We start from the raw sequence: 24,407 nt of genomic DNA, 5'->3' as shown, positions 1-24,407 counted from the left end.
GGAGTGTCTTTATATCACCCGCCGGTCGGCTGCCAACTAACCGATTGGTCGGGTGCCGTGATGCCTTGTGTTCTTCTCTCGCACTGCCTGGAGCATTTGTGCCATGAGTTCTGCCTCGCTAATAAAGACCCCGCCCGAGAAGGTGACGGTCAACGGTTGGGTGTTCTACACCTCGACCGCGCTGATTCTGTTGTTGACCGCCATTCTGATCATCGCCCCGCAAGAGGCCGGCAGATTGTTGGGTATCGCTCAGGCCTGGTTGTCGCGCAGCTTCGGCTGGTACTACATGGTGGTCATCGCGGCCTACCTGGTGTTTGTGGTCGGGCTGGCGTTTTCCTCGTACGGCAAACTCAAACTGGGCAGCAAGGACGACACCCCGGATTTCAGTTACGGCGCCTGGGCGGGGATGCTGTTCTCGTCGGGTATCGGCATTTCGCTGCTGTACTTCGGCGCGTCCGAGCCGCTGGATCACTATTTCAATCCGCCGGAAGGCACCTCGGCCACCAATATGGCCGCGCGTCAGGCGGTGCAACTGACCTTTCTGCACTGGGGCCTGCACGGCTGGGCGATCTACGCACTGGTCGGCCTGGCCGTGGCGTACTTTGCTTACCGGCATAACCAGCCGCTGGCGCTGCGTTCGGCGCTGTATCCGCTGGTCGGCGAGCGTTGGGTCAAAGGCGCGGCCGGGCATGCAGTGGATGGCTTCGGCATGTTCGTCACGCTGCTGGGTCTGGTGACCAACCTGGGGATCGGTTCGCTGCAAGTCTCGTCAGGGCTGGAAAACCTGTTCGGCATGGAACACAGCAACACCAACCTGCTGATCGTCATCATTGTGATGAGTACGGTGGCGACGATCGCCGCCGTGTCCGGTGTGGAAAACGGCATTCGTCGCCTGTCCAACCTCAACATCGTGTTGTTCAGCGGTTTGCTGATTTTCGTCCTGCTGTTCGGCCCGACCCTGCATTTGCTCAACGGCTTTGTGCAGAATATCGGCGACTACCTCAACGGCATCGTGCTGAAAACCTTCGATCTTTACGTATATGAAGGCAGTGGCGAAAAATCCGAGCGCTGGATGGGCCTGTGGACGCTGTTCTACTGGGCGTGGTGGATTTCCTGGGCGCCATTTGTCGGCATGTTCATCGCGCGGATTTCCCGTGGCCGCAGCGTGCGTGAACTGGTCGCCGGTGTGCTGCTGATTCCGCTGGGTTTCACCTTGGCCTGGCTGTCGATCTTCGGTAACTCGGCACTGGATCTGGTGATGAATCAGGGCGCGGTGGAGCTGGGCAAGACGGCGCTGGAACAGCCGTCGATGGCGATCTATCAATTGCTTGAGCACTATCCGGCGTCGAAAGTGGTGATCGGCGTGTCGATCTTCGTCGGCTTCGTACTGTTCCTGACCCCGGCTGATTCCGGCGCGGTGATGATGGCGAATCTGTCGTGCAAGGGCGGCAACGTCGATGAAGACGCGCCGCACTGGCTGCGGATCTTCTGGTCGGTAGTGATCACGCTGGTGACCATCGGCTTGCTGTTCGCCGGCAACTTCGAAGCCATGCAGACCATGGTGGTGCTGGCCGGCCTGCCGTTTTCGGTGGTGTTGATCTGCTTTATGTTCGGCCTGCACAAGGCGATGCGCCAGGACGTGCAGATCGAACAGGAGCAAGCGCAACTGGCCGAGCGCGGCCGTCGTGGTTTCAGCGAGCGCCTGACGCAACTGGATCTGCAGCCGAGTCAATCGGTGGTGCAGCGCTTCATGGACAAACACGTCAGCCCGGCGCTGGAAGATGCCACCGCGCAAATGCGCGCGCAGGGCCTGGAAGTGCAAACGCTGTTGGGTAAATCCAAGCGTTGCATGGGCGTGCGGGTCGAGATGGAAGAGGGCAACCCTTTCGTTTATGAAGTGAGCCTGGATGGTTATCTGGCGACTCCAACTGAGTCGGCGCAATCGGATGAGGCGCGTCAGCGTTATTATCGGGCTGAGGTGTATCTGCACAACGGCAGCCAGGATTATGACTTGATGGGCTTTACCCAAGACCAGATCACGCGGGATGTGCTGGATCAGTTCGAGAGCCATCGGCAGTTGCTGGGTCGGGTTTATAGCTAAGGTCAAAAGCTTACCCTCACCCCAGCCCTCTCCCGGAGGGAGAGGGGGCCGACCGAGGTGTCTGAAGTCAAACATCGACCTGAAAGATCGAGTCGATTATGGCTTCGGTGAAGAAAGATCAGGTTGGTGTAGATCTGCAGCATCCCCCGGTCGGTTCCCTCTCCCTCTGGGAGAGGGTTAGGGTGAGGGGCTTTTCCCTGACCCAACAAAAAAGGGATCGCTCACCGCGATCCCTTTTTTTATGCCACCTGCGGCTAACCCAGATTCTTGCCCAACAACGCGTGATACAACTCGCTGTCGCCCAGAATCCCCACGACATGATTGTTATCGTGCAACACCAGTTTGTTGCCAGTCTGATAACGAATCTGCAACGCATCGCGCATGCCGATGCTCGAGTCCACTAGCGTCGGCTTGCGTTCCAGGCCTTCTACCGCTTGCCCCGGCGCCCAATTCTGCAGGTTCAGCACCGAACCGTTCTGCCGCGCTCCCTTGATGGTGTTGCCTTCGGCCAGGTCCAGCCAGGAATCGCCGCCCGGGTCCAGGCACACCGAGCCGTTGATGCGTTTGCAATTGTCCAGCGTGCGCATCAGGCTGCGGCCGCAAAGAACGTTGAGCGGATTGGTGTGCGCGACGAAGGTCCGCACATAGTCATCCGCCGGATTCAACACGATCTCTTCCGGCACGCTGTACTGGATGATCCGGCCGTCCTTCATGATCGCAATGCGGCTACCCAGTTTGAGTGCCTCATCGAGGTCGTGACTGACGAACACAATGGTCTTGTTCAGTTTGCGTTGCAGTTCCAGCAGTTCGTCCTGCAAACCCTGGCGAATCAGCGGGTCGAGGGCCGAGAACGGTTCGTCCATCAGCAGAATATCGGCATCCATCGCCAGCGCTCGCGCCAGACCGACCCGTTGCTGCATACCGCCAGAGAGTTCATCAGGCTTCTTGTTGCGCCATTGCGTCAGACCGACCAGTTCGAGTTTTTCATCGACCAGCTTGCGCCGTTCCTTTTCCGGTCGACCCTGCATCTCCAGGCCGAAACTGATGTTCTCGCGCACCGTCAGCCAAGGCATCAAGGCGAACTTCTGAAAGACCATGGCGATGCGCTTGGTGCGCATCATTTTCAGCTCCGCCGGTGTGCAGGAGGCGATGTCGATCTGCTTGCCTTCATGCTCGACGAACAGCTTGCCGCGACTCACGGTGTTGAGGCCGTTAATGCAGCGCAGCAGGCTCGACTTGCCCGAGCCGGACAGGCCCATGAGGACGCAGATCTCGCCCTTGTTGATGTCCAGCGTGGCTTTTTCCACCCCGACGATCTGCCCGGTTTTTTTCAGAATCTCGTTGCGGGTCATGCCCTGATCGAGCAGCTTGAGTGCCTCGCGCGGATCTTTGGAGAAGATTACGTCGACGTCTTCGAAGCGAATTATGCTCATGCGTCACCCCCTACTTTGGCGTCGGGTTGTTTGCAGATACGGTCGAGCATGATCGCCAGCAGTACGATCGCCAGGCCTGCTTCGAAGCCCAGCGCAATATCAGCAGTGTTCAGTGCGTTGACCACCGGTTTGCCGAGTCCGTCGGCGCCGACCAGTGCCGCAATCACCACCATCGACAGCGATAGCATGATGCACTGGGTGATGCCGGCCGCGATGCTTGGCATGGCGTGCGGCAGTTCGATCCTCGAGAGCAATTGGCGACGCGAGCAGCCGAAGGCCTTGCCGGCGTCCATCAGTTCTTGCGGGACATCGCGGATGCCCAGGTAGGTCAGGCGGATCGGTGCCGCGATGGCGAAGACCACCGTGGAGATCAGGCCCGGCACCACACCCAGCCCGAAGAGGGTCAGGGTAGGAATGAGGTAAACGAAGGTCGGTACGGTCTGCATCAGATCGAGCACCGGCCGCATCATGGTGTAGAACATCGGTTTGTGCGCGGCGACGATGCCCAACGGCACGCCGATCAACACGCAGACCAGCGTCGCGAACAGCACCTGGGCGAGGGTTTCCATGGTTTCCTGCCAGTACCCCAGATTGAGGATCAGCAGAAACGAGGCGACCACGAACGCGGTCAGGCCCCACTTGCGTTGAATCAGATGGGCAATGATTGCAATCAGGCCAATCAGCACCAGTGGGTTGAACCAGGTCAGCGCAAACGTCACGCCGTGGATCATCGTTTCCAGTGTCACGGCGATTGCGTCGAAGGTGTTGGCGCCGTGTTGCGTCAACCATTCAACGAAGCCCGCGATGTACTGGCCTAGAGGTATTTTCTGATCAATCAGCATGGTAGTGAACGTCCGCATGCAAGGAAATTAACAGCCCGGACAGGCACGCCTGCCCGGCATAAGCGATGCCTTTGAATCAAGGCGCGAGCTTGGCTTTCACGGCCTCCAGGCCTGGTTTACCGTCAATGGTGGTCACGCCAGCGAGCCAGGTTTCGAGCACCTGTGGATTCTTTTTCAGCCAGGCCTTGGCGGCCGCGTCAGGCTTCATCTTGTCGTCGAGGATGTTGCCCATCAGTTCACTTTCCATGTCGACGGTGAACTCCAGGTTTTTCAGCAACTGACCAACATTGCTGCATTCGGTGGAGAAACCTTTGCGAGTGTTGGTCGCCACGGTTGCCGCACCGAAATCCGGGCCGAAGAAATCGTCGCCGCCGGTCAGGTATTGAATCTTGAAGCGCTTGTTCATCGGGTGCGGCGCCCAGCCGAGGAAGACCACGGCGGTGTCGCGTTTCTGCGCACGGTCGACTTGCGAAAGCATGCCCGCTTCGGAGGATTCGACGACTTTGAACCCGGCGGTTTTCAGGCCGAAGGCGTCCTTGTCGATCATGCTCTGGATCAGCCGGTTGCCGTCGTTGCCAGGCTCGATGCCGTAGATCTTGCCGTCGAGCTCTTTCTTGAATTTGGCGATGTCGGCGAAGTCATGCAGACCTTTGTCATACAGGGCTTGTGGCACGGCGAGGGTGTACTTGGCGCCCTTGAGATTGGTGCGCACGGTTTCCACAGTGCCGGCGTCGCGGTAGGCCTTGATGTCGTTTTCCATGGTCGGCATCCAGTTGCCGAGGAACACGTCCATGTTCTTGCCGTCGGCCAGCGACTTGTAGGTCACGGGGACGGAAATCATCGTGGTCTTGGTCTTGTAGCCGAGGGCGTTGAGGACAGCAGAGGTGGTGGCGGTGGTGGCGGTGATGTCGGTCCAGCCGACATCGGAGAAATTGACGGTACTGCACTGCGCCGGCTCTGCAGCTTGCGCCATTAACGGCAGACTCAGCATGACGGCCAACAACAACGACGGGGAACCTTTCATGGATGGACTCCTTGGTGTTTTTTTTGGCAGTGTTCCGACTGTGGACCACCGCACTTATAGGTTGCGGTTGGGTGGCGTTCTGAAGACAGCTCTACCGCGGCGCCTTGCAATCGAGTCATAACGATCATGTACCAGTGAAAATCTGACGCCTACAGGGGGGGTCGTATCCAGTACAGGGATGGTCGCTTCCAGTGTCAGTGACGTCGGTTACAGCTTTTTTCTGCCCCGAATGGCCGTCTGAACCGCACAAAAACGGCGGAAAACCGGGCTGAAAACCGCACGGCGCTGGTGGACATGAGTGCGTCGGTGTCAGACGCCGCGCGTCCCGACAAAAGCCCGATGATGCCGGCATTCTGGCGGAACGCAGCTTGAGCGTAGCAGCTCCGCCAGCGGGCGCTTTTCATGCCCGAACCGGCATTCTCAGGAGCTCTGCAGCAATGGCTATCAGCGTTTTCGACTTGTTCAAAATCGGCATCGGCCCTTCCAGTTCCCACACCGTCGGGCCGATGCGCGCGGCGGCGTTGTTTGTCGAGTCGCTCAGGGACAAGCATCAGCTGGAGCAGGTGCGGCGCATCGAAGTGCAATTGTTCGGATCGCTGTCGGCCACCGGCATTGGTCACGGCAGCGATAACGCAGTGATCATGGGCCTGATGGGCGAATGGCCGGACGCGATCGATCCGTCGCAGATCGGCCCGCGTATTCAGGCGCTGCGTGAGACCCAAACGCTGCTCTTGGATGGTCGTCTGTCGGTGCCGTTTGTCTGGGCTCGCGATATGCGCCTGATCGATGAAAACCTGCCGTTCCATCCCAACGCAATGACGCTGGTAGCCGAGGGCGAGTTCGGTGAGCTGCACCGCGACACCTATTATTCGGTCGGCGGCGGATTTGTCGTCGACGAGGCGCAGGCCAGCAGCGGCATAGTCGATCTGGATCGCACCGAGTTACCGTACGACTTCTCCAGCGCGGTTGAATTGCTGGAGCTGTGCAAAAAGCACAACTTGCGCGTCGCTGAGTTGATGATGGCCAACGAAAAGGTCTGGCGCAGCGAAGAAGAGATTCGCGCCGGGCTGATGAAACTTTGGCGGGCCATGCAGGATTGCGTCGAACAAGGGCTAAAGCACGAGGGCATTCTGCCGGGCGGCTTGAATGTACGTCGGCGTGCGGCCAAGTTGCATCGCAGTCTGCAGGAATTGGGTAAGCCTAATGTCATCGGCTCGACGCTGAGCGCCATGGAATGGGTCAACCTGTTCGCCCTGGCGGTCAACGAAGAGAACGCAGCGGGCGGGCGCATGGTCACGGCGCCGACCAATGGTGCCGCCGGGATCATTCCGGCGGTGTTGCACTATTTCATGAAGTTCAGCGAGGCGGTCACCGACGCCAATGTCGTGGATTATTTCCTCGGCGCGGCGGCGGTCGGGATCCTGTGCAAGAAGAATGCTTCGATCTCTGGCGCCGAAGTCGGTTGCCAGGGCGAGGTCGGCTCGGCGTGCGCGATGGCGGCGGCGGGACTGGCGGAGATTCTCGGCGCCACGCCCGAGCAGTTGTGCAATGCGGCGGAGATCGGCCTGGAACACAACCTTGGCCTGACCTGCGACCCGGTCGGTGGCCTGGTGCAAGTGCCGTGCATCGAGCGCAATGCGATTGCGGCGGTGAAAGCGATCAATGCTGCGCAGATGGCGTTACGCGGTGACGGGCAGCACTTTATTTCGCTTGATCGGGTGATCCGCACCATGCGCGATACCGGCGCGGATATGCATGACAAATATAAAGAGACTTCGCGCGGTGGCCTGGCGGTCAGCGCGGTTGAGTGCTGACCGAGTAACCCTGTGGCGAGGGGATTTATCCCCGATGGGCTGCGAAGCAGCCCCAAATCCTCCAATCAAGTTTTGCCTGACACACTTTGGTGAATGGATTTACGACTGCTGCGCAGCCGATCGGGGATAAATCCCCTCGCCACAGGGGTTCATGTTCGGTTCGCAAATGGAGGAGGGCCAGACCAGTCAAAACTGCTCACCAAAAGAACACCACCCTCCACCCGCGCCACCTTTTGGCGCGTCGCAATCAGACAAGCGTCGTAGTTAGCCGTGACTGGTGAGTCCTTACCCGACCATCCATCGCTCGTGCTTGCGGTGACACTCTGTGCAAATCCTCTGCAGGCCAGTTCCCACAAGTGCTACCGATCTGCTCACAGGCTGCGCGGCAGGGCCTTGACGTCGCTTGATGGCACTTCGAAATGGCGTGTTCCGAAGTCTCGTATAGACACGTCGCGAGGTCGTTTTCAGGAGTTATTGAACGGCCATCCAATTTTAGGCATGGCAATTGCTCTGTCATAACAAAGCCCCGTCTCCCACGCGAGAACGATGGCAATAACAAGAGCCTCCGCCTGAGGCCATCACCCGCTTTGTGTGAGGAGATACCGCGATGACGTCGTTCAACTCCGGGGCCCAACCCCAGAACCGTGCGCCTCAATCCATCGGCTTTCTGCTGCTGGACAATTTCACGCTGATTTCTCTGGCGTCCGCAGTTGAACCGCTGCGCATGGCCAACCAGTTGTCCGGTCGCGAGCTGTATCGCTGGAGCACTCTCACCGTCGATGGCGGCCAGGTCTGGGCCAGTGACGGTCTGCAGATCACTCCCGACGCCTCCATGCACAAAGCCCCGCCACTGGATACCGTGATTGTCTGCGGCGGCATCGGCATTCAACGCACCGTTACCCGCGAACACGTTTCATGGCTGCAAAGCCAGGCACGCCAGTCCAAGCGCCTTGGCGCTGTATGCACCGGCAGTTGGGCGTTGGCCTGCGCCGGGCTGCTCGACGGCTTCGATTGCAGCGTGCACTGGGAATGTCTGGCGGCAATGCAGGAAGCCTTCCCGCGCGTAGCCATGAGCACGCGCTTGTTCACCCTCGACCGCAATCGCTTCACCAGCTCCGGTGGCACCGCGCCGCTGGATATGATGCTGCACCTGATCAGCCGCGATCATGGCCGTGAACTGTCTGCCGCGATCTCGGAAATGTTTGTCTACGAACGTATCCGTAACGAGCAGGATCACCAGCGCGTGCCGCTCAAGCATATGCTCGGCACCAACCAGCCGAAGCTGCAGGAAATCGTCGCGCTGATGGAAGCCAATCTGGAAGAGCCGATCGACCTGGATGAATTGGCGGTGTATGTCGCCGTGTCGCGTCGACAGCTGGAGCGGTTGTTCCAGAAATATTTGCACTGCTCGCCGTCGCGCTATTACCTGAAGCTGCGCCTGATCCGGGCCCGGCAATTGCTCAAGCAGACGCCGATGTCGATCATCGAAGTGGCGTCCGTGTGCGGGTTCGTATCGACGCCGCACTTCTCCAAGTGCTACCGCGAATACTTCGGCATTCCGCCGCGTGACGAACGCGTAGGCTCCAACACCGCTCAGCAGGTGGCGATGCTGCCGCTGCCGCAGGCGATCGTGATGTCGCCGCTGTCGGGGCCGATGTCGGCGCTGAGTCAGGCGCGCAACGAATCGACGTTTGCCAGCGTAAGGCTGTAAAGCAAAAGATCGCAGCCTTCGGCAGCTCCTACAATTGGAATGCGTTCCCCTGTAGGAGCTGCCGAAGGCTGCGATCTTTTGATCTTTTGCTCTTCTCAGGCGTTATGGGACTGCTGGTAATCCGAGAGGGCCGGCAGCAATTGCTTGTCGATCGCCTGACGCACCGCCGGCTGAATGCTTGCGCCGCTGGTGTACATGTCCTTGACCATCTTGCGCAATTCAAACGCGCGAACGTTATCCAATCCTCGTACCGCACACTCGCAGGCCTGCTCGGCGGTGGTGCCGCTCGGCACCTGAATACCCAAAGCCTTGAGCTGGCCCAACAGATCTTCCTGGTCAATCAAATCGGCGTACATCATCACGCAAATCCTTATATGGCAACGGAGGTCTTGGCTCGATTCTGGTGGCCCCGTCCGGACGCGGCAAGGGCGTTTTGTCGCGGTGGCCGGAACGGCTATGAACAGGTCGTTTTCGGCTAACCGAGCGAGTCGGCGAGTGGGCACACTGGCCCCAGCTCGCTTCACGAAGGTTTGGTCACCCTCGCACGGCAGCTCCTCAACAGTACCCTCCTCAGCTCCGATCCAGTCACGGCTTGATCGGGGTTTTTTTTGGGCTGTAAATCAACCGGACCGAGTCGCCTGCAATCGCTAGCAGCGCTAGCTCCCACAGGTGATCTGCGGTGAACACCGAATTTGTGCACAGCCAAATCCAATGTGGGAGCCAGCCCTGCTGGCGATGAACGATGATACGGTCTATCTGGCTGGCGGCAGGGCAATCACACGACCAATGTAAGCAGGGACGGGCAGATCGGTTTGCTCAGCAATGATGGCTTGCAGGCGATGCAGGGTGTCCGGACTGAATGGCGCCGAACGCGGCCCGGCGAGGTCGACGTGTAGCAGCATCTGTTCGTTTCCGGCCAATTCCTGCTCATCTCCGGCCTTGTGCAAGCTGTGGTAGAGGTGCAGGCGTTTGCTGTCGTGACCGATGATTTGCGTGCGCACTTCAACGTCGGTGTCGAGCTTCACTTCATGCAGGTAATTGAGATGCAGCTCCAGAGTGAACAGTGAATGGCCGCTGGCTTCGCGATTGCCGCTGTCCATGCCGAGGCGGTCCATCAACGCGTCGGTGGCGTAGCTGAAGATCAGCAAGTAAAAGGCATCGCGCAGATGGCCGTTGTAATCGACCCAGTCGGGGATGATTCTGGTTTGGTAGGTGGTGAGGTGAGGCATGGTTTCGGTTCCGGCAGTTGATAGGTCGTTAAGATCAAGAGCTACCCCCTCACCCCAGCCCTCCCGAAACGTCGGACCGCCCCCAAGGGGGCGAGGGGGAAAGGGAGCCGATCTTTATGCTATTCAAATCCAGAGTTCGGCTCGGTGGAGCAAGTCGGTGCAGCTCGCATGAACACCGCGGTCAGTCCCCTCTACCTCTGGGCGGTCCGACGTTTCGGGAGGGTCAGGGTGAGGGCCGCAATATCACGCCAAACGCATCACTCGCTGAACGCCATCCCGTGCTTTTCCTTGGTGGTCTTCACCGCTTCGAGCACCGCGAGCAGGCAGTCATCACGATAGCGCTCCAGCGCGGAAATGCTGTGTCGACCCAACTGCTCACTGGTGCCATCGACTACGTCATCGATCAATTTGTCAGTCAGCTCCGGCGCCGGCAAATACGTCCATGGCAATTGCAGCGCCGGGCCGAACTGCGACATGAAGTGGCGCATGCCGGCATCGCCGCCAGCCAGTGTGTAAGTCAGGAACGTGCCCATGAACGACCAGCGCAAACCGGCGCCAAAGCGAATCGCATCATCGATCTCGCCGGTCGTCGCAACACCGTCATTGACCAGGTGCAGGGCCTCGCGCCACAGCGCTTCGAGCAAGCGGTCGGCGATAAACCCCGGCACTTCCTTGCGCACGTGCAATGGGCGCATGCCAAGGGATTGGTAAACCTTCATCGCCGCCTGAACGGCCTCTGGTGCGGTGTTTTTGCCGCCGACCACTTCCACCAGCGGCAGCAGATAAACCGGGTTGAACGGATGGCCGACCACGCAGCGTTCAGGGTGCGTCGAACTCTCGTAGAACTCGCTGGGCAACAGGCCCGAGGTACTGGAACCGATCAGCGCATCGGGTTTGGCCGCAGCGCTGATTTTGCTATGCAGATCGAGCTTCAGTTCCAGCCGCTCCGGGGCGCTTTCCTGAATGAAATCGGCGTCACGCACGCATTCCTCGATGGTTTCGACAAAGCGCAGACGATTCTGCGAAGCGCCGGGCGCCAGACCATTTTTCTCCAGCGCACCCCACGCATTGGCCACGCGTTGGCGCAATGCCGCTTCTGCGCCGGGCGCCGGATCCCAGGCGACCACGTCGAGGCCGTGGGCGAGGGCGCGCGCAACCCAGCCGCTGCCGATGACACCGCTGCCGAGGGCGGCGAAGGTTTTGATTTCGGTGATAAAGCGCATGGTGATGTCCTGAATAATCCGAAGAACCCTGTAGGAGCTGCCGAAGGCTGCGATCTTTTGATCTTGATCTTGATCTCGAAAAACAAAATCAAAAGATCGCAGCCTTCGGCAGCTCCTACAGGTGAGAAGGGTGATGAATTAGCGGCGCTGGGTCAGGCCCATTTTCTGGCGACCTTCCGCTGGCGTGAGCACACGCGCGCCGAGGCGGCTAAGAATTTCGGTGGCGCGTTCGACCAGTTGGCCATTGGTCGCCAGCACGCCTTTGTCCAGCCACAGGTTGTCTTCGAGGCCGACCCGCACGTTGCCGCCGAGCAGCACCGCTTGCGCCGCCATCGGCATTTGCATGCGGCCGATGCCGAACCCGGCCCATACCGCGTCGGCCGGCAAGTTGTCGACCATGGCTTTCATGGTGGTGGTGTCGGCCGGTGCGCCCCATGGGATGCCCAGGCACAGCTGGAACAGCGGGTTGTCGAGCAAACCTTCCTTGATCATCTGCTTGGCGAACCACAGGTGGCCGGTATCGAAAATCTCCAGCTCGGCTTTCACGCCCAGCTCGGTGATGCGCTTGGCACCGGCACGCAGTTGCGCCGGAGTGGAGACATAAATGGTGTCGCCATCGCCAAAGTTCAGGGTGCCGCAATCGAGGGTGCAGATTTCCGGCAGCAACTCTTCAACGTGAGCGAGACGGGTCAGCGGGCCGACCAGGTCGGTGTTCGGGCCAAACTCCATCGGGTTCTCGCCGGCACCGATTTCCAGGTCGCCGCCCATGCCGGCGGTGAGATTGACGATGATGTCGACGTCCGCCTCGCGAATGCGCTCCATCACTTCGCGGTACAGCGCGACGTCGCGGCTGAACTTGCCGGTCTGCGGATCACGGACATGGCAGTGCACCACGGTGGCGCCGGCCTTGGCTGCTTCCACCGCCGCCGCGGCGATCTGTTTCGGGGTGACCGGCACGTGCGGGCTCTTGGCGGTCGTGTCGCCAGCACCGGTGAGTGCGCAGGTGATGATGACGTCGTGGTTCATGATGCGGTTTCCTTCAGGCGTGATGGGTCTGTCCGCAGCCCGTGGCGGGGCTGCGAAGCGTCGTTAAATTCCCTCTCCCTTGGGAGAGGGCTAGGGTGAGGGGGCTTTTGATCGCAAGGTTACTTGCTGGTCAGTTGCAGATTTTGCGCGGCCGGTTTGCCATCGAAAGTGGTCACACCTTCCAGCCAGCGCTGTTTGTCTTCGGGATGATCCTTGAGCCATTGCTTGGCTGATTCGAAAGCGTCCTTGTGATCGAGCAGCGGCTGCATCATCCGGCTCTCGTCTTCGGCGGTGAAGGTAAGGTTGGTCAGCAGGCGGCCGATGTTCGGGCATTGCTCGGCGTATTTCGGCGAGGTGACCGTCCACACCGTGGCCATGCCTTCATTCGGACCGAGCGCGTCTTCACTGCCGGTCAGATAGGTCATCTGCACGTTGACGTTCATCGGGTGCGGCGCCCAGCCGAAGAACACCACGGCTTCCTTGCGGCGCACCGCGCGATCGACGGCAGCGAGCATACCGGCCTCGCTCGACTCGACCAGTTGGAATTTGCCGAGGCCGAACTGGTTCTTGGCGATCATCGCCTTGATCTGCGTGTTGGCTCCTGAGCCAGGTTCGATGCCGTAAATCTTGCCGCCCAGTTCTTTTTCGAACTTGGCAATGTCGGCGAAGGTTTTCAGGCCTTTGTCCGCCAGATAAGTCGGCACCGCCAATGTGGCGCGGGCGTCTTTCAGGCTTGGTGCTTCGAGGACTTTGACCTGGTTGGCATCAACGAACGGGGTGATGGTCTGGGTCATCAACGGGTTCCAGTAGCCGAGAAACAAATCCAGGCGCTGATCGCGAATCCCGGCAAAGATGATTTGCTGGGAGGCGCTGGTCTGTTTGGTGTTGTAGCCGAGGCCGTCGAGCAGGACTTGGGTCATGGCACTGGTGGCGATCACGTCGGTCCAGTTGACCACACCCATGCGCACGTTCTTGCAGGAGGCAGGTTCAGCAGCCATGACGCCGGCGCTGAAGAAAGCGGTACCGCTGAGTGCAAGAACGCAGCTGCTGATCAGTCGTTTCATGTCGGGTTCCTCGGCAGTTCGATTATTGTGATTTCCGGCGTCTGCGCGCCGGTGATGCCAAGTTACGCAGCTACGGGCCCGGAAAAGCGCACTGCGGCGACGGGCATTTGCACTAGAGCGACTTGCGCCCTTGAACGGCGTCGCCAATCGGCGTATCAACGAGCCACGCGACCCGCCAACCGAGTGCGCCCATGTCCCAGGATTTCTACTTTTTGCTGATGCCGGGGTTCTCCGCCATCGGCTTTATCTCCGCCATCGAACCACTGCGCGTAGCCAACCGCTTTCGCGGCGAGTTGTACCGCTGGCATGTGCTCAGCGCCGACGGCGGCGCAGTTCTGGCGAGCAACGGCATGTCGGTCAACGCCGATGCGGCTCTTGAGCCCCTAAAGAAGGGCGCGACGCTGTTGGTGGTGGCCGGCTTCGAACCGCTGAAGTTCATGACGCCGACGCTGGAACATTGGTTGCGCCGCTTGGATAAAGAGGGCGTGACGCTGGGCGCCATCGACACCGGCAGTTTCGTGCTTGCCGAAGCGGGTCTGCTCGAAGGTCATCGTCTGACCCTGCACTGGGAGGCGATCGATGCGTTCAAGGAATCTTATCCACAGCTGAGCGTGACCCAGGAGTTGTTCGAGATCGACCGGCGGCGGATCACTTCAGCGGGCGGCACGGCGTCGATTGATTTGATGCTTGACCTCATCGCCCAGGCCCACGGCCCGCAACTGGCGGTTCAGGTCAGCGAGCAGTTCGTGCTCGGGCGCATCCGCCCGCGCAAAGACCACCAGCGCATGGAAGTCGCCACGCGTTACGGAATCAATAACAAGAAACTGGTGCAGGTGATCGGCGAGATGGAGCAGCACAGCGAACCGCCGCTGACCACGCTGCAACTGGCGGAATCGATCAAGGTGACGCGACGGCAACTGGAGCGCTTGTTTCGCCTGCACCTGAACGATACGCCGAGCAATTTCTACCTGCGCCTGCGCCTGGAGAAGGCCCGACAGCTATTGCGCCAGAGCGATATGAGCGTGCTGGAAGTCAGCATTGCCTGCGGTTTTGAATCACCGTCGTATTTCACTCGCAGCTACCGCGCGCGTTTCGCTCGCTGCCCCCGCGAAGACCGGCGTACCGCACAGGCCTGAAAGTCAAAAGATCGCAGCCTTCGGCAGCTCCTACAGGGAAATGCATGCCAATGTAGGAGCTGCCGAAGGCTGCGATCTTTTGATCTTACTTCTTCACCAGCGCCGAGCACGCCGCCTTGTATGCCTCATGCTGATATTTGTTCAACGTCGCCGGCAGTTCAAAGTTGTGCTTCTTGGCCTGGGCATTAATCGTCTGTGGCGACAACAACGTCACCTCACAACCATCAAGCATTTGAAACACACCCTCGATCTTGAACGTCGTCGGTCCACCGGCGAACTCACCCTTCTTGCTGCGCTTCTTGATCGCGATCCGGTCCACCGAGTTCTCCCGCACAAACGACGCCACCTGCGCCGCGAAACGCCGCACGTTCACCGCCTCGTCATCATCATCCAGCGCAATCTTTTTCGTGGCGAGAGGGACGTGGCTCAACGTCGAACCGTCGAGCGCAGCCACGGCGATGATCGCTTCGCTGCCTTTGATTTCAATGCCGCAGATGTTCATGGGAATTCCTTTGAATAAAGAGGGCAGCCTACAGCTCAAGCTGACTGGCTGTGATACCGAACGCGGCGGCGATTTTCTCGCGGGTGGCCTTGCGGGGTTTGGCGACTGTTTCCTGCTGGGCAAACGCCGGTTGCGAGATGCCCATGCGCTTGGCGACTTCTTCCTGTGTCAGGTTGAGGTGTTCGCGCCAGGCACGGATCGGTGTTGCGCCATCAACGATTCGACTTACTACCTCATGGGGAATCAGATCGGGCTGTATTTTCTGTGCGACATATTGAGCGTAGGGGATAACCACGAACGCAGGATTACCCTCGGCGTCATTGATTATTTGAACGTCAGTAGGTGCGTTCATCACGTTTTTTGACCTCTTGAATACTGACCACTTTGATTGCGCCATCCCAGTCGAACATGACTCGATAATTGCCGACACGCTGTCGGTAAGCGTAGTCATGACCAACCAATGCTTTTACGTTGCCAACATCGGGCATGTCGGCAAGCGCCGTGACGGCGTCGCGAACCTGTCCTTGATGGACGCAGTGCAATTTCAGGAGCTGCTTAACGGCCTTTCGAGTCCAGTGGATGCTGTTCATGGAAGAATATAAGTCTTTTATAAGATTCACGAATCTTTGCTTATATTTTTCCAGTGACCAATAAACAAGGCGTGTCGGCATGTTGCGCGTGTGTGTCGCTACTGGCCATCAGGCACAGCCTACCGGCGCGATCGCAATAGGGTGGTTGAGGACGAGGTTACGCCGATGAAGCCGCAACAGCCGTCCAGACGTTCTATCACTCCTGCCCAATCGACTCCAAAAACTCCGACCGTTCATCACTCATCCGTGCCACACAATCATTCTGCGCAATGGTGAAGGCCTTGCTTCCCGCCGTCGCCGGGAAGGCTTCGACCGCGCAATCGGCATCGCGGGTTTTCAGCCACTGCTGCTGGGCGGTTTTCAGTTTGGCGGTGATGTCGGCCAGTTGCGTGGGATTTTTGCCGTAAGCCGCTTGCATGCGTTCGTTGAGGCTGGCGTAGTTGTCCTTGAGCAGGTCTTCGGCGGTGGTGCGGCTGTAGGCCGAGCATTCCAGGGTCTGGATGTCGTTTTCCACCGCGTCGCACGGGTTGGTTTCGGACTCTTCGGCGGCGTGTACGCCGGTCGCGATCAGTGCCAGGGCGAAGAAGATCGATTTCATTGAGGTCGCTCTAATCCAGTGATATTTGCAGGATGCGGCAGATTCTGGCGCAAGCGCGCGGGCTTGAACAGCCGGCCGAGGAGGGCGGCCGACGACCCTTTGTCGCGGATTGACGCTTTCGGCAATTCCCCTGTCGTTTTTGCACCCGGTCGCCCCGGCACCGAGGCATATGCTGGCCCCAAAGCGCCGGCAGACGATTCGGCGCATGAATCGCCAATAAGGGGACGCCTGATGAGCCCAGCCGAATTACACGCCGACAGCATCGTTATCGACGGTCTGATCATTGCCAAATGGAACCGCGAGCTGTTTGAAGACATGCGCAAGGGCGGTCTGACGGCGGCCAACTGCACAGTGTCGGTGTGGGAAGGCTTTCAGGCGACCGTGAACAACATCGCTGCCAGCCAGAAACTGATCCGCGAGAACAGCGACCTGGTGATGCCGGTGCGTACCACCGCCGACATCCGCCGCGCCAAGGAGCAGGGCAAGACCGGCATCCTCTTCGGCTTCCAGAATGCCCACGCGTTTGAAGACCAGATCGGCTATGTCGAGGTGTTCAAGCAGCTCGGCGTCGGCATCGTGCAGATGTGCTACAACACCCAGAACCTCGTCGGCACCGGTTGCTACGAGCGCGATGGCGGACTGTCGGGGTTCGGTCGCGAGATCGTCGCCGAGATGAACCGCGTCGGCGTCATGTGCGACCTGTCCCACGTCGGTTCCAAGACATCCGAAGAAGTCATTCTCGAATCGAAAAAACCGGTCTGCTACTCGCACTGCCTGCCGTCGGGTCTCAAAGAGCACCCGCGCAACAAGTCCGATGCAGAACTGAAGTTCATCGCCGACCATGGCGGTTTCGTCGGCGTGACAATGTTCGCGCCGTTCCTGGCCAAGGGCATTGATTCGACCATCGACGATTACGCCGAAGCCATCGAATACACTATGAACATTGTTGGCGAAGACGCCATCGGCATCGGCACCGATTTCACTCAGGGCCATGGCCAGGAATTCTTCGAATACCTGACTCACGACAAGGGCTACGCCCGTCGTCTGACCAGCTTCGGCAAGATCATCAACCCGCTGGGCATCCGCACCGTCGGCGAATTCCCCAATCTCACCGAAACCCTGCTCAAACGCGGCCATTCCGAACGCGTCGTGCGCAAGATCATGGGTGAGAACTGGGTGAACGTCCTCAAAGACGTCTGGGGCGAATAACGCTTTCTCAAGACCGCCGCCGATCTGCGCCCTCTCCCTCTGGGAGAGGGCTGGGGTGAGGGCCGCGGCCAACACTGAATCTAAAATTTTCTGGAGTTAAGTTTCCATGGCCAAGATCGCCCCGCAATTGCCTATCGAAGTCGACAGCGAGACCGGTGTCTGGACCTCCGACGCCCTGCCAATGCTCTACGTGCCGCGGCATTTCTTCGTTAACAACCACATGGGTATCGAAGAGGTTTTGGGCGCTGACGCCTACGCCGAGATTCTCTACAAGGCCGGCTACAAATCCGCCTGGCACTGGTGTGAAAAGGAAGCCGAATGCCACGGCCTGGAAGGCGTCGCGGTGTTCGAACACTACATGAAGCGCCTGTCGCAGCGTGGTTGGGGTCTGTTCAAGATTCAGGACATCGACCTCGATAAAGGCACTGCCAGCGTCAAGCTCGAACACTCCGCATTCGTCTACGTCTACGGCAAAGTCGGGCGCAAGGTCGATTACATGTTCACTGGCTGGTTTGCCGGCGCCATGGATCAGATCCTCGAAGCCCGTGGCAGCAAGATCCGCACTGTCGCCGAACAAGTCTACGGAGGCTCCGAAGAGGGCCACGATGACGGCTTGTTCACCGTCAAGCCGTTGTAAGCCGAGGACCGTGCCATGGCTTTCGAAGCAATGTTCCAGCCGATCCAGATCGGCAAACTGACCATCCGCAACCGCGTGCTCAGCACCGCGCACGCCGAGGTCTACGCGACTGACGGTGGCATGACCACCGAGCGCTACGTCAAATATTACGAAGAGAAAGCCAAGGGCGGCATCGGCCTGGCGATCTGTGGTGGTTCTTCTGTGGTCGCCATCGACAGCCCGCAGCAATGGTGGAGTTCGGTCAACCTGGCGACCGACCGGATCATTCCGCACTTCCAGAATCTCGCGGATGCCATGCACAAGCATGGCGCCAAGATCATGATTCAGATTACCCACATGGGCCGCCGCTCGCGTTGGGACGGCTTCCACTGGCCGACCCTGATGTCGCCGTCGGGTATCCGTGAGCCGGTGCACCGTGCCACTTGCAAGACCATCGAACCGGAAGAAATCTGGCGGGTGATCGGTAACTATGCCCAGGCCGCGCGCCGGGCCAAGGCCGGTGGCCTCGATGGCGTTGAACTGTCGGCCGTGCACCAGCACATGATCGATCAGTTCTGGAGCCCGCGCGTCAACAAGCGCACCGATGAATGGGGCGGCAGCTTCGAAGGACGGATGAAGTTCGGTCTCGAAGTCCTGAAAGCCGTGCGCGCCGAGGTCGGTGACGATTTCTGCGTGGGCATGCGCCTGTGCGGTGACGAGTTCCACCCGGACGGCTTGTCCCACGAGGACATGAAGCAGATCGCCAAGTATTACGACGACACCGGCATGCTCGATTTCATCGGCGTGGTCGGCTCGGGTTGCGATACGCACAACACCCTGGCCAACGTCATTCCGAACATGAGTTATCCACCGGAGCCGTTCCTGCACCTGGCTGCCGGGATCAAGGAAGTGGTCAAGGTGCCGGTGCTGCATGCACAGAACATCAAGGACCCGAACCAGGCTACGCGGATTCTCGAGGGCGGTTACGTCGACATGGTCGGCATGACCCGCGCGCACATCGCTGACCCGCACCTGATCGCCAAGATCAAGATGGGCCAGATCGATCAGATCAAACAGTGCGTCGGCGCCAACTACTGCATCGACCGTCAGTATCAAGGTCTCGACGTGCTGTGCATCCAGAACGCCGCGACCTCGCGTGAATACATGGGCGTGCCGCACATCATCGAGAAATCCACCGGGCCGAAACGCAAGGTGGTGATCGTCGGTGCCGGCCCGGCCGGGATGGAAGCCGCGCGCGTGGCTGCCGAGCGTGGCCACGACGTCACGCTGTTCGAGAAAAAAGACTTCATCGGCGGGCAGATCACCACCGCATCGAAAGCACCGCAGCGTGACCAGATCGCCGGCATCACCCGCTGGTTCCAGCTGGAACTGGCACGACTGAAAGTCGATCTGCGCCTGGGCACGGCGGCGGATGCCGACACCATCATGGACCTGCGTCCGGACGTGGTGGTGCTGGCGGTCGGCGGTCATCCGTACCTTGAGCAGAACGAACACTGGGGCGCCGCCGAAGGGCTGGTGGTCAGCAGTTGGGACGTGCTCGACGGCAAGGTTGCACCGGGCAAGAACGTGCTGGTCTACGACACCATTTGCGAATTCACCGGCATGTCGGTCGCCGACTTCCTCGCCGACAAGGGCAGCCAGGTCGAGATCGTCACCGACGACATCAAACCGGGCGTGGCCATTGGCGGTACGTCGTTCCCGACCTACTACCGCAGCATGTACCCGAAAGAAGTGATCATGACCGGCGACATGATGCTGGAGAAGGTCTACCGCGAAGGCGACAAGTTGGTGGCGGTGCTGGAGAACGAGTACACCGGCGCGAAAGAGGAGCGGGTGGTCGATCAGGTGGTCGTCGAAAACGGCGTGCGCCCGGACGAAGAAATCTACTACGCCCTCAAGGACGGCTCGCGCAACAAGGGCCAGATCGACGTCGAAGCGCTGTTCGCGATCCAGCCACAGCCTTCGCTGAGCGAAGCGGGCGACGGCTACTTGCTGTTCCGCATCGGCGACTGCGTGGCGCAGCGCAATACACACGCCGCCATTTACGACGCACTTCGGCTCTGTAAGGATTTTTGACGGCTCAGCTGCAAGCCACAAGCTGCAAGCGGCAAGTAAAAGCACAGCCGATCCATGCTGCTCTTTCTTGCCGCTTGTAGCTTGCAGCTTGCCGCTCGCCAGAGGTGACTCTGATGTTGAACACCCTTCTTCCAATCCTGTTGTTCGCAGCCCTGGGCCTCGCTGTCCTTGGCGCGCTTCGGCGGATGAACATGTGGCGCCGGGGCCGGGCGGCGAAGGTCGATCTGCTCGGCGGCCTGTTTGCCATGCCCAAGCGTTACATGGTCGACCTGCACCACGTCGTGGCGCGGGACAAATACATCGCCAACACCCACGTCGCCACCGCGGGCGGTGCAGTGGCGTCGATCGTGCTGGCGATTCTGGTGCACGGTTTCGGCCTGCATAACCGCATCCTCGGCTACGCATTGCTGCTGATGTCGGCGGTGATGTTCGTCGGTGCGATCTTCATGTACCTGCGCCGCATCAATCCGCCTGCGCGCCTGTCGAAAGGCCCGTGGATGCGCCTGCCGAAAAGCCTGCTGGCGTTCTCGGCGTCGTTTTTCCTGGTGACCCTGCCAGTGGCCGGAATTCTGCCGGAAAACTTCGGCGGATGGGTGCTGGCGGTAATTCTCGGGATCGGCGTGCTGTGGGGCGTATCGGAGTTGTTCTTCGGCATGACCTGGGGCGGGCCGATGAAGCACGCCTTCGCCGGTGCCCTGCACCTGGCCTGGCACCGCCGCCCGGAACGCTTCGGTGGCGGTCGTTCGACCGGTTTGAAGCCGCTGGACCTGAACAACCCCGATGCGCCGCTGGGCGTGGAAAAACCCAAGGATTTCACCTGGAACCAGTTGCTCGGTTTCGACGCCTGCGTGCAGTGCGGCAAGTGCGAAGCAGCGTGCCCGGCGTTCGCCGCTGGCCAGCCGCTGAACCCGAAAAAACTGATTCAGGACATGGTCGTCGGTCTCGCGGGTGGCACTGACGCGAAATTTGCTGGCAGTCCGTATCCGGGCAAACCGATCGGCGAACACTCAGGCAATCCGCATCAACCGATCGTCAACGGCCTGGTCGATGCCGAAACCCTGTGGTCGTGCACCACCTGCCGCGCCTGCGTCGAGGAATGCCCGATGATGATCGAGCACGTCGATGCCATCGTCGACATGCGCCGTCATCTGACCCTGGAAAAAGGCGCGACGCCGAACAAGGGTGCCGAGGTCCTTGAAAACCTGATCGCCACCGACAATCCCGGCGGCTTTGCCCCCGGCGGGCGGATGAACTGGGCGGCGGATCTGAACCTCAATCTGCTCAGCGAAAAGAAATCCACCGACGTGCTGTTCTGGGTCGGCGACGGTGCTTTCGACATGCGCAACCAGCGCACCCTGCGTGCATTCGTCAAGGTGCTGAAAGCGGCGAAAATCGACTTTGCCGTGCTCGGCCTCGAAGAGCGCGACAGCGGTGACGTGGCCCGGCGTCTCGGCGATGAAGCCACGTTCCAGTTGCTGGCAAAACGCAACATCCAGACCCTGGCTAAATACAGCTTCAACCGCATCGTGACCTGCGATCCGCACAGTTTCCATGTGCTGAAAAACGAGTACGGTGCCTTCGACGGCAACTACCTGGTGCAGCACCACAGCACCTATATGGCCGAGATCATTCAGGCCGGCGCGCTGAATCTTGGCCAGCACAAAGGCAACAGCGTGACCTATCACGATCCGTGCTACCTGGGCCGCTACAACGGCGAATACGAAGCACCGCGTGAAGTGCTGCGTGCGCTGGGCATCGAAGTCAAAGAGATGCAACGCTCCGGCTTCCGCTCGCGCTGCTGCGGCGGCGGTGGCGGCGCGCCGATCACTGACATTCCGGGCAAGCAACGGATTCCCGACATGCGCATGGAAGACATCCGCGAAACCGGCGCCGAGTTGGTAGCGGTGGGTTGTCCACAGTGCACGGCGATGCTCGAAGGCGTGGTCGAACCGCGTCCGCTGATCAAGGACATCGCCGAACTGGTCGCCGACGCGTTGCTCGAAGACGCCGCGCCAAGCAAGCCTGCCGCCCCGGCCAAACGTGAACCTGCGGAGGTGCATTGATGAGCGACATTATCCGCCGCGACCCGCGCGCCGAATGGATTGCGCGTAACCGTCTGCACCCGCTGCACGCGGCGATGCAACCGGCGCAACACAGCTGGATGGGGCCCAACGGCGTCATCCGCAAGAATCTGCACGGCATGGGTTTTATCGGCCCTAACGGCATCAAACGGATCGACCGCAGCGGCGCGCAACAGGGCGGAGCGGTCAAGCGCTCGGCCGCGGTTGAGGTGCAATTGCCGCTGCATCAGGTGCCGGCCCCGGCGTTCTACATCAGCGTTGTGCCGGATATGGTCGGTGGCCGCCTGAGCAGCCACGACCGTGATTTGCTCGGCCTCGCCCATCAACTCGCCGGTACCGACGGTGCGGTGCTGGCGGTGGTCTTTGGTGAGCACAAGGAAAATACTTTCGAAACTGCCGGCGTCGATCGCTTGCTGGTGCTCGAAGGTGAAGCATTCAGCGGTTATGCACCGGAACAACGGGTGCAGGGTTTGCGTGCTGTGGATAACCAGTTCAATCCGCGCCACTGGCTGCTGCCGGACAGTCGCAGCGGTGGCGGCGAACTCGGCCGACGCTTTGCTGCAGCGCTGGGCGAGCGCCCGGCAACGCGGGTCTGGCAAGTGAAGGATCAGGAGTGCATCGGCCGTGCCGGTGCCGGGTTGCAGGACTTGGCTCGTCCGGTCGCGCGGTTGATTCTGGCGGCGGCCGAATGCGCCGAACCGGTCAGCGAAACCCGACATGAAGCGCTGCCGATGGAGTTATCCACAAGCGTGGCGCGCAGTCTGTCGCGGATCGAGGATCTCGGTGCGGTGGCGGTGGATCCGGCGGCGATTCCGATGGCCGAAGCGGAATTCATCTTCTCTGGCGGCAACGGCGTCAAGGATTGGCAGCTGTTTCATGAAACAGCCGCAGCCCTTGGCGCCACCGAAGGCGCGTCGCGCGTGGCGGTGGACGATGGCTTCATGGCGCGTGATCGTCAGGTCGGCGCGTCCGGCACCTGGGTTACCGCCCGGGTGTACGTCGCCGTGGGGATCTCCGGGGCAATTCAGCACCTGCAAGGCATCGGTGCCTGTGACAAGGTCGTGGCGATCAACCTCGATCCTGGCTGCGACATGATCAAGCGCGCCGACTTGTCCGTGATCGGCGAGAGCGCAGAGATTCTCCAGGCCTTGATCGCGGCGGTAGCGGCCTACCGCGACGATGCCAAGCGCGATGCGGCTTAAGGAAACGCTATGAACACGAAGATTATCAGTCTGGTTTCAATCGGCGCCCACCCGACTTCCGGGCGGCCACGTCGCGCCGACCAGGATGCCCGCGCCGTGGAACTCGGCTTGCAACTGGCTGGGGATAACCTGCAAGTGCTGCATGCCGGCGATGTTGCCGAGCCGGCACTGCGCGCGTACTTGGGCATGGGCCTGGCGCAGATGCATGTGCTGGAGCAACCGGTTGGCGCCGATGCCTTGCCAGCACTTACCGCATATTTGCGCGATGCCGGGGCACAGGTAGTGCTGACCGGCAGCCAGGCGGAAACCGGCGAAGGTTCGGGCATGTTGCCGTTCCTGCTCGCCGAAGGTCTGGGCTGGCCATTGGTGGTGGGGCTGGCGCAGGTCGAATCGATCAACGACGGCTCGGCGCTGCTGCTGCAGGCACTGCCGCGCGGCCAGCGGCGGCGCTTGAAGGTGAAGCTGCCATTTCTGGCGACTGTGGATAACGCCGCGCCAAAGCCTCGGCAAAGTGCGTATGGTCCGGCGCAACGTGGCGTATTGGAAGCCGATGACGTTGAAATTGTCGACGACGAACTTCTGTCCGTTGGCACCCTGCAACCGGCCAAACCCAGGCCCAAGCGCCTGAAAGTGATCAAAGCCAAAAGCGGCGCCGATCGGATGAAGGCCGCTACCGCCAAAGCCAGTGGCGGCGGTGGGCAAGTGCTCAAAGGCGTGACCGCGCAGGCGGGCGCCGAAGCCATTCTCAAGCTGCTGATCGAAGAAGGCGTCGTCCGCTGACATACAAAAACCCATCGCAAGCCCTGTAGGAGCTGACGAGTGCAACGAGGCTGCGATCTTTTGATCTTGTTTTTCAAGACCACAAATCAAAAGATCGCAGCCTCGTTGCACTCGTCAGCTCCTACAGGT

The 24,407-nt window shown here is 60.1% G+C and carries 21 protein-coding genes and 1 pseudogene; 10 read left to right on the top strand and 12 right to left on the bottom strand.

Going from position 1 to position 24,407, the window contains the following annotated elements:
* Positions 1 to 160 precede the first annotated feature (160 nt).
* Positions 161 to 2,101 (top strand): BCCT family transporter, encoded by a 1,941-nt coding sequence (locus tag EL257_RS25355; protein ID WP_232013125.1) that lies wholly within the window; start codon positions 161 to 163, stop codon positions 2,099 to 2,101.
* A gap of 254 nt (positions 2,102 to 2,355) precedes the next feature.
* On the opposite strand, the gene choV is transcribed toward EL257_RS25355, so the two are convergent.
* The 3 genes from choV to EL257_RS25340 form a co-directional block, all read right to left on the bottom strand.
* Positions 2,356 to 3,534 (bottom strand): choline ABC transporter ATP-binding protein, encoded by a 1,179-nt coding sequence (choV, locus tag EL257_RS25350; protein WP_126367182.1) that lies wholly within the window; start codon positions 3,532 to 3,534, stop codon positions 2,356 to 2,358.
* Complete coding sequence (gene choW, locus EL257_RS25345) at positions 3,531 to 4,376, bottom strand: choline ABC transporter permease subunit (RefSeq protein WP_016772805.1); 846 nt, start codon at positions 4,374 to 4,376, stop codon at positions 3,531 to 3,533. Before choW ends, choV begins: the two co-directional genes overlap by 4 nt.
* Before the next feature lie 76 nt (positions 4,377 to 4,452).
* Entirely contained in the window at positions 4,453 to 5,400 is a 948-nt protein-coding gene (locus tag EL257_RS25340; RefSeq protein ID WP_126367180.1) for a choline ABC transporter substrate-binding protein, read from the bottom strand.
* A gap of 437 nt (positions 5,401 to 5,837) precedes the next feature.
* On the opposite strand from EL257_RS25340, the gene EL257_RS25335 reads away from it, so the two are divergent.
* Both EL257_RS25335 and EL257_RS25330 read left to right on the top strand, forming a co-directional pair.
* A complete protein-coding gene (locus EL257_RS25335; RefSeq protein WP_126367178.1) occupies positions 5,838 to 7,214 on the top strand; it encodes an L-serine ammonia-lyase in 1,377 nt (458 codons plus the stop codon).
* A 607-nt stretch (positions 7,215 to 7,821) separates the two neighbouring features.
* Positions 7,822 to 8,925 carry a GlxA family transcriptional regulator gene (locus EL257_RS25330; RefSeq protein WP_122594743.1) on the top strand — a complete coding sequence of 368 codons (1,104 nt, stop codon included), beginning with the start codon at positions 7,822 to 7,824 and terminating at the stop codon, positions 8,923 to 8,925.
* Between the two features lie 95 nt (positions 8,926 to 9,020).
* On the opposite strand, the gene EL257_RS25325 is transcribed toward EL257_RS25330, so the two are convergent.
* From EL257_RS25325 to EL257_RS25300, 5 genes are all read right to left on the bottom strand, one after another.
* The gene (locus EL257_RS25325) at positions 9,021 to 9,284 is read right to left on the bottom strand and encodes a hypothetical protein (RefSeq protein WP_126367176.1); all 264 of its coding nucleotides are present in this window, start codon (positions 9,282 to 9,284) and stop codon (positions 9,021 to 9,023) included.
* 393 nt (positions 9,285 to 9,677) lie between these two features.
* Positions 9,678 to 10,154, bottom strand: coding sequence for a thioesterase family protein (locus tag EL257_RS25315; RefSeq protein ID WP_126367174.1), 477 nt, complete (start codon positions 10,152 to 10,154; stop codon positions 9,678 to 9,680).
* Between the two features lie 257 nt (positions 10,155 to 10,411).
* Positions 10,412 to 11,377 (bottom strand): L-carnitine dehydrogenase, encoded by a 966-nt coding sequence (locus EL257_RS25310; RefSeq protein WP_126367172.1) that lies wholly within the window; start codon positions 11,375 to 11,377, stop codon positions 10,412 to 10,414.
* A 138-nt stretch (positions 11,378 to 11,515) separates the two neighbouring features.
* The gene (locus EL257_RS25305; protein ID WP_126367170.1) at positions 11,516 to 12,403 is read right to left on the bottom strand and encodes a 3-keto-5-aminohexanoate cleavage protein; all 888 of its coding nucleotides are present in this window, start codon (positions 12,401 to 12,403) and stop codon (positions 11,516 to 11,518) included.
* Between the two features lie 119 nt (positions 12,404 to 12,522).
* Entirely contained in the window at positions 12,523 to 13,467 is a 945-nt protein-coding gene (locus EL257_RS25300; RefSeq protein WP_126367168.1) for a choline ABC transporter substrate-binding protein, read from the bottom strand.
* Between the two features lie 191 nt (positions 13,468 to 13,658).
* Here EL257_RS25300 and EL257_RS25295 point away from each other — a divergent pair.
* Positions 13,659 to 14,659: pseudogene (locus EL257_RS25295) on the top strand (GlxA family transcriptional regulator).
* A 29-nt stretch (positions 14,660 to 14,688) separates the two neighbouring features.
* Here EL257_RS25295 and EL257_RS25290 read toward each other — a convergent pair.
* The 4 genes from EL257_RS25290 to EL257_RS25275 all read right to left on the bottom strand — a co-directional run bounded on the left by EL257_RS25290 (position 14,689) and on the right by EL257_RS25275 (position 16,293).
* Positions 14,689 to 15,105, bottom strand: a complete 417-nt coding sequence (locus EL257_RS25290; RefSeq protein WP_126367164.1) for a DUF3010 family protein — start codon at positions 15,103 to 15,105, stop codon at positions 14,689 to 14,691.
* Between the two features lie 28 nt (positions 15,106 to 15,133).
* Positions 15,134 to 15,457 carry a helix-turn-helix domain-containing protein gene (locus EL257_RS25285; protein ID WP_042606630.1) on the bottom strand — a complete coding sequence of 108 codons (324 nt, stop codon included), beginning with the start codon at positions 15,455 to 15,457 and terminating at the stop codon, positions 15,134 to 15,136.
* Positions 15,441 to 15,695: a type II toxin-antitoxin system RelE family toxin gene (locus tag EL257_RS25280; RefSeq protein WP_126367162.1), complete on the bottom strand. Its 255-nt coding sequence runs from the start codon at positions 15,693 to 15,695 to the stop codon at positions 15,441 to 15,443. Before EL257_RS25280 ends, EL257_RS25285 begins: the two co-directional genes overlap by 17 nt.
* Positions 15,696 to 15,891: 196 nt before the next feature.
* Positions 15,892 to 16,293 (bottom strand): lysozyme inhibitor LprI family protein, encoded by a 402-nt coding sequence (locus tag EL257_RS25275; RefSeq protein WP_126368268.1) that lies wholly within the window; start codon positions 16,291 to 16,293, stop codon positions 15,892 to 15,894.
* A gap of 231 nt (positions 16,294 to 16,524) precedes the next feature.
* On the opposite strand from EL257_RS25275, the gene EL257_RS25270 reads away from it, so the two are divergent.
* From EL257_RS25270 to EL257_RS25245, 6 genes are all read left to right on the top strand, one after another.
* Positions 16,525 to 17,502, top strand: coding sequence for a dipeptidase (locus tag EL257_RS25270; RefSeq protein WP_126367160.1), 978 nt, complete (start codon positions 16,525 to 16,527; stop codon positions 17,500 to 17,502).
* 106 nt (positions 17,503 to 17,608) lie between these two features.
* Positions 17,609 to 18,139: a DUF5943 domain-containing protein gene (locus EL257_RS25265; RefSeq protein WP_005792152.1), complete on the top strand. Its 531-nt coding sequence runs from the start codon at positions 17,609 to 17,611 to the stop codon at positions 18,137 to 18,139.
* Positions 18,140 to 18,154: 15 nt separating this feature from the next.
* Positions 18,155 to 20,215: a dimethylglycine demethylation protein DgcA gene (dgcA, locus tag EL257_RS25260; RefSeq protein WP_126367158.1), complete on the top strand. Its 2,061-nt coding sequence runs from the start codon at positions 18,155 to 18,157 to the stop codon at positions 20,213 to 20,215.
* Between the two features lie 113 nt (positions 20,216 to 20,328).
* On the top strand, positions 20,329 to 22,278 hold the full coding sequence (gene dgcB, locus EL257_RS25255; RefSeq protein WP_126367156.1) for a dimethylglycine demethylation protein DgcB: 1,950 nt from the start codon (positions 20,329 to 20,331) through the stop codon (positions 22,276 to 22,278).
* Positions 22,278 to 23,498 (top strand): electron transfer flavoprotein subunit alpha/FixB family protein, encoded by a 1,221-nt coding sequence (locus EL257_RS25250; protein ID WP_126367154.1) that lies wholly within the window; start codon positions 22,278 to 22,280, stop codon positions 23,496 to 23,498. The genes dgcB and EL257_RS25250 overlap by 1 nt, the downstream gene beginning before the upstream one ends.
* Before the next feature lie 9 nt (positions 23,499 to 23,507).
* The gene (locus EL257_RS25245; protein ID WP_126367152.1) at positions 23,508 to 24,278 is read left to right on the top strand and encodes an electron transfer flavoprotein subunit beta; all 771 of its coding nucleotides are present in this window, start codon (positions 23,508 to 23,510) and stop codon (positions 24,276 to 24,278) included.
* The last annotated feature ends 129 nt before the right edge of the window (positions 24,279 to 24,407 follow it).

Origin of the sequence: Pseudomonas fluorescens (assembly GCF_900636825.1) — a bacterium.
Taxonomy (GTDB): Bacteria; Pseudomonadota; Gammaproteobacteria; order Pseudomonadales; family Pseudomonadaceae; genus Aquipseudomonas; species Aquipseudomonas fluorescens_BG.
The sequence above is the reverse complement of the archived record's forward strand: the minus strand, read 5'-3'. Positions and strand labels throughout refer to the sequence as shown.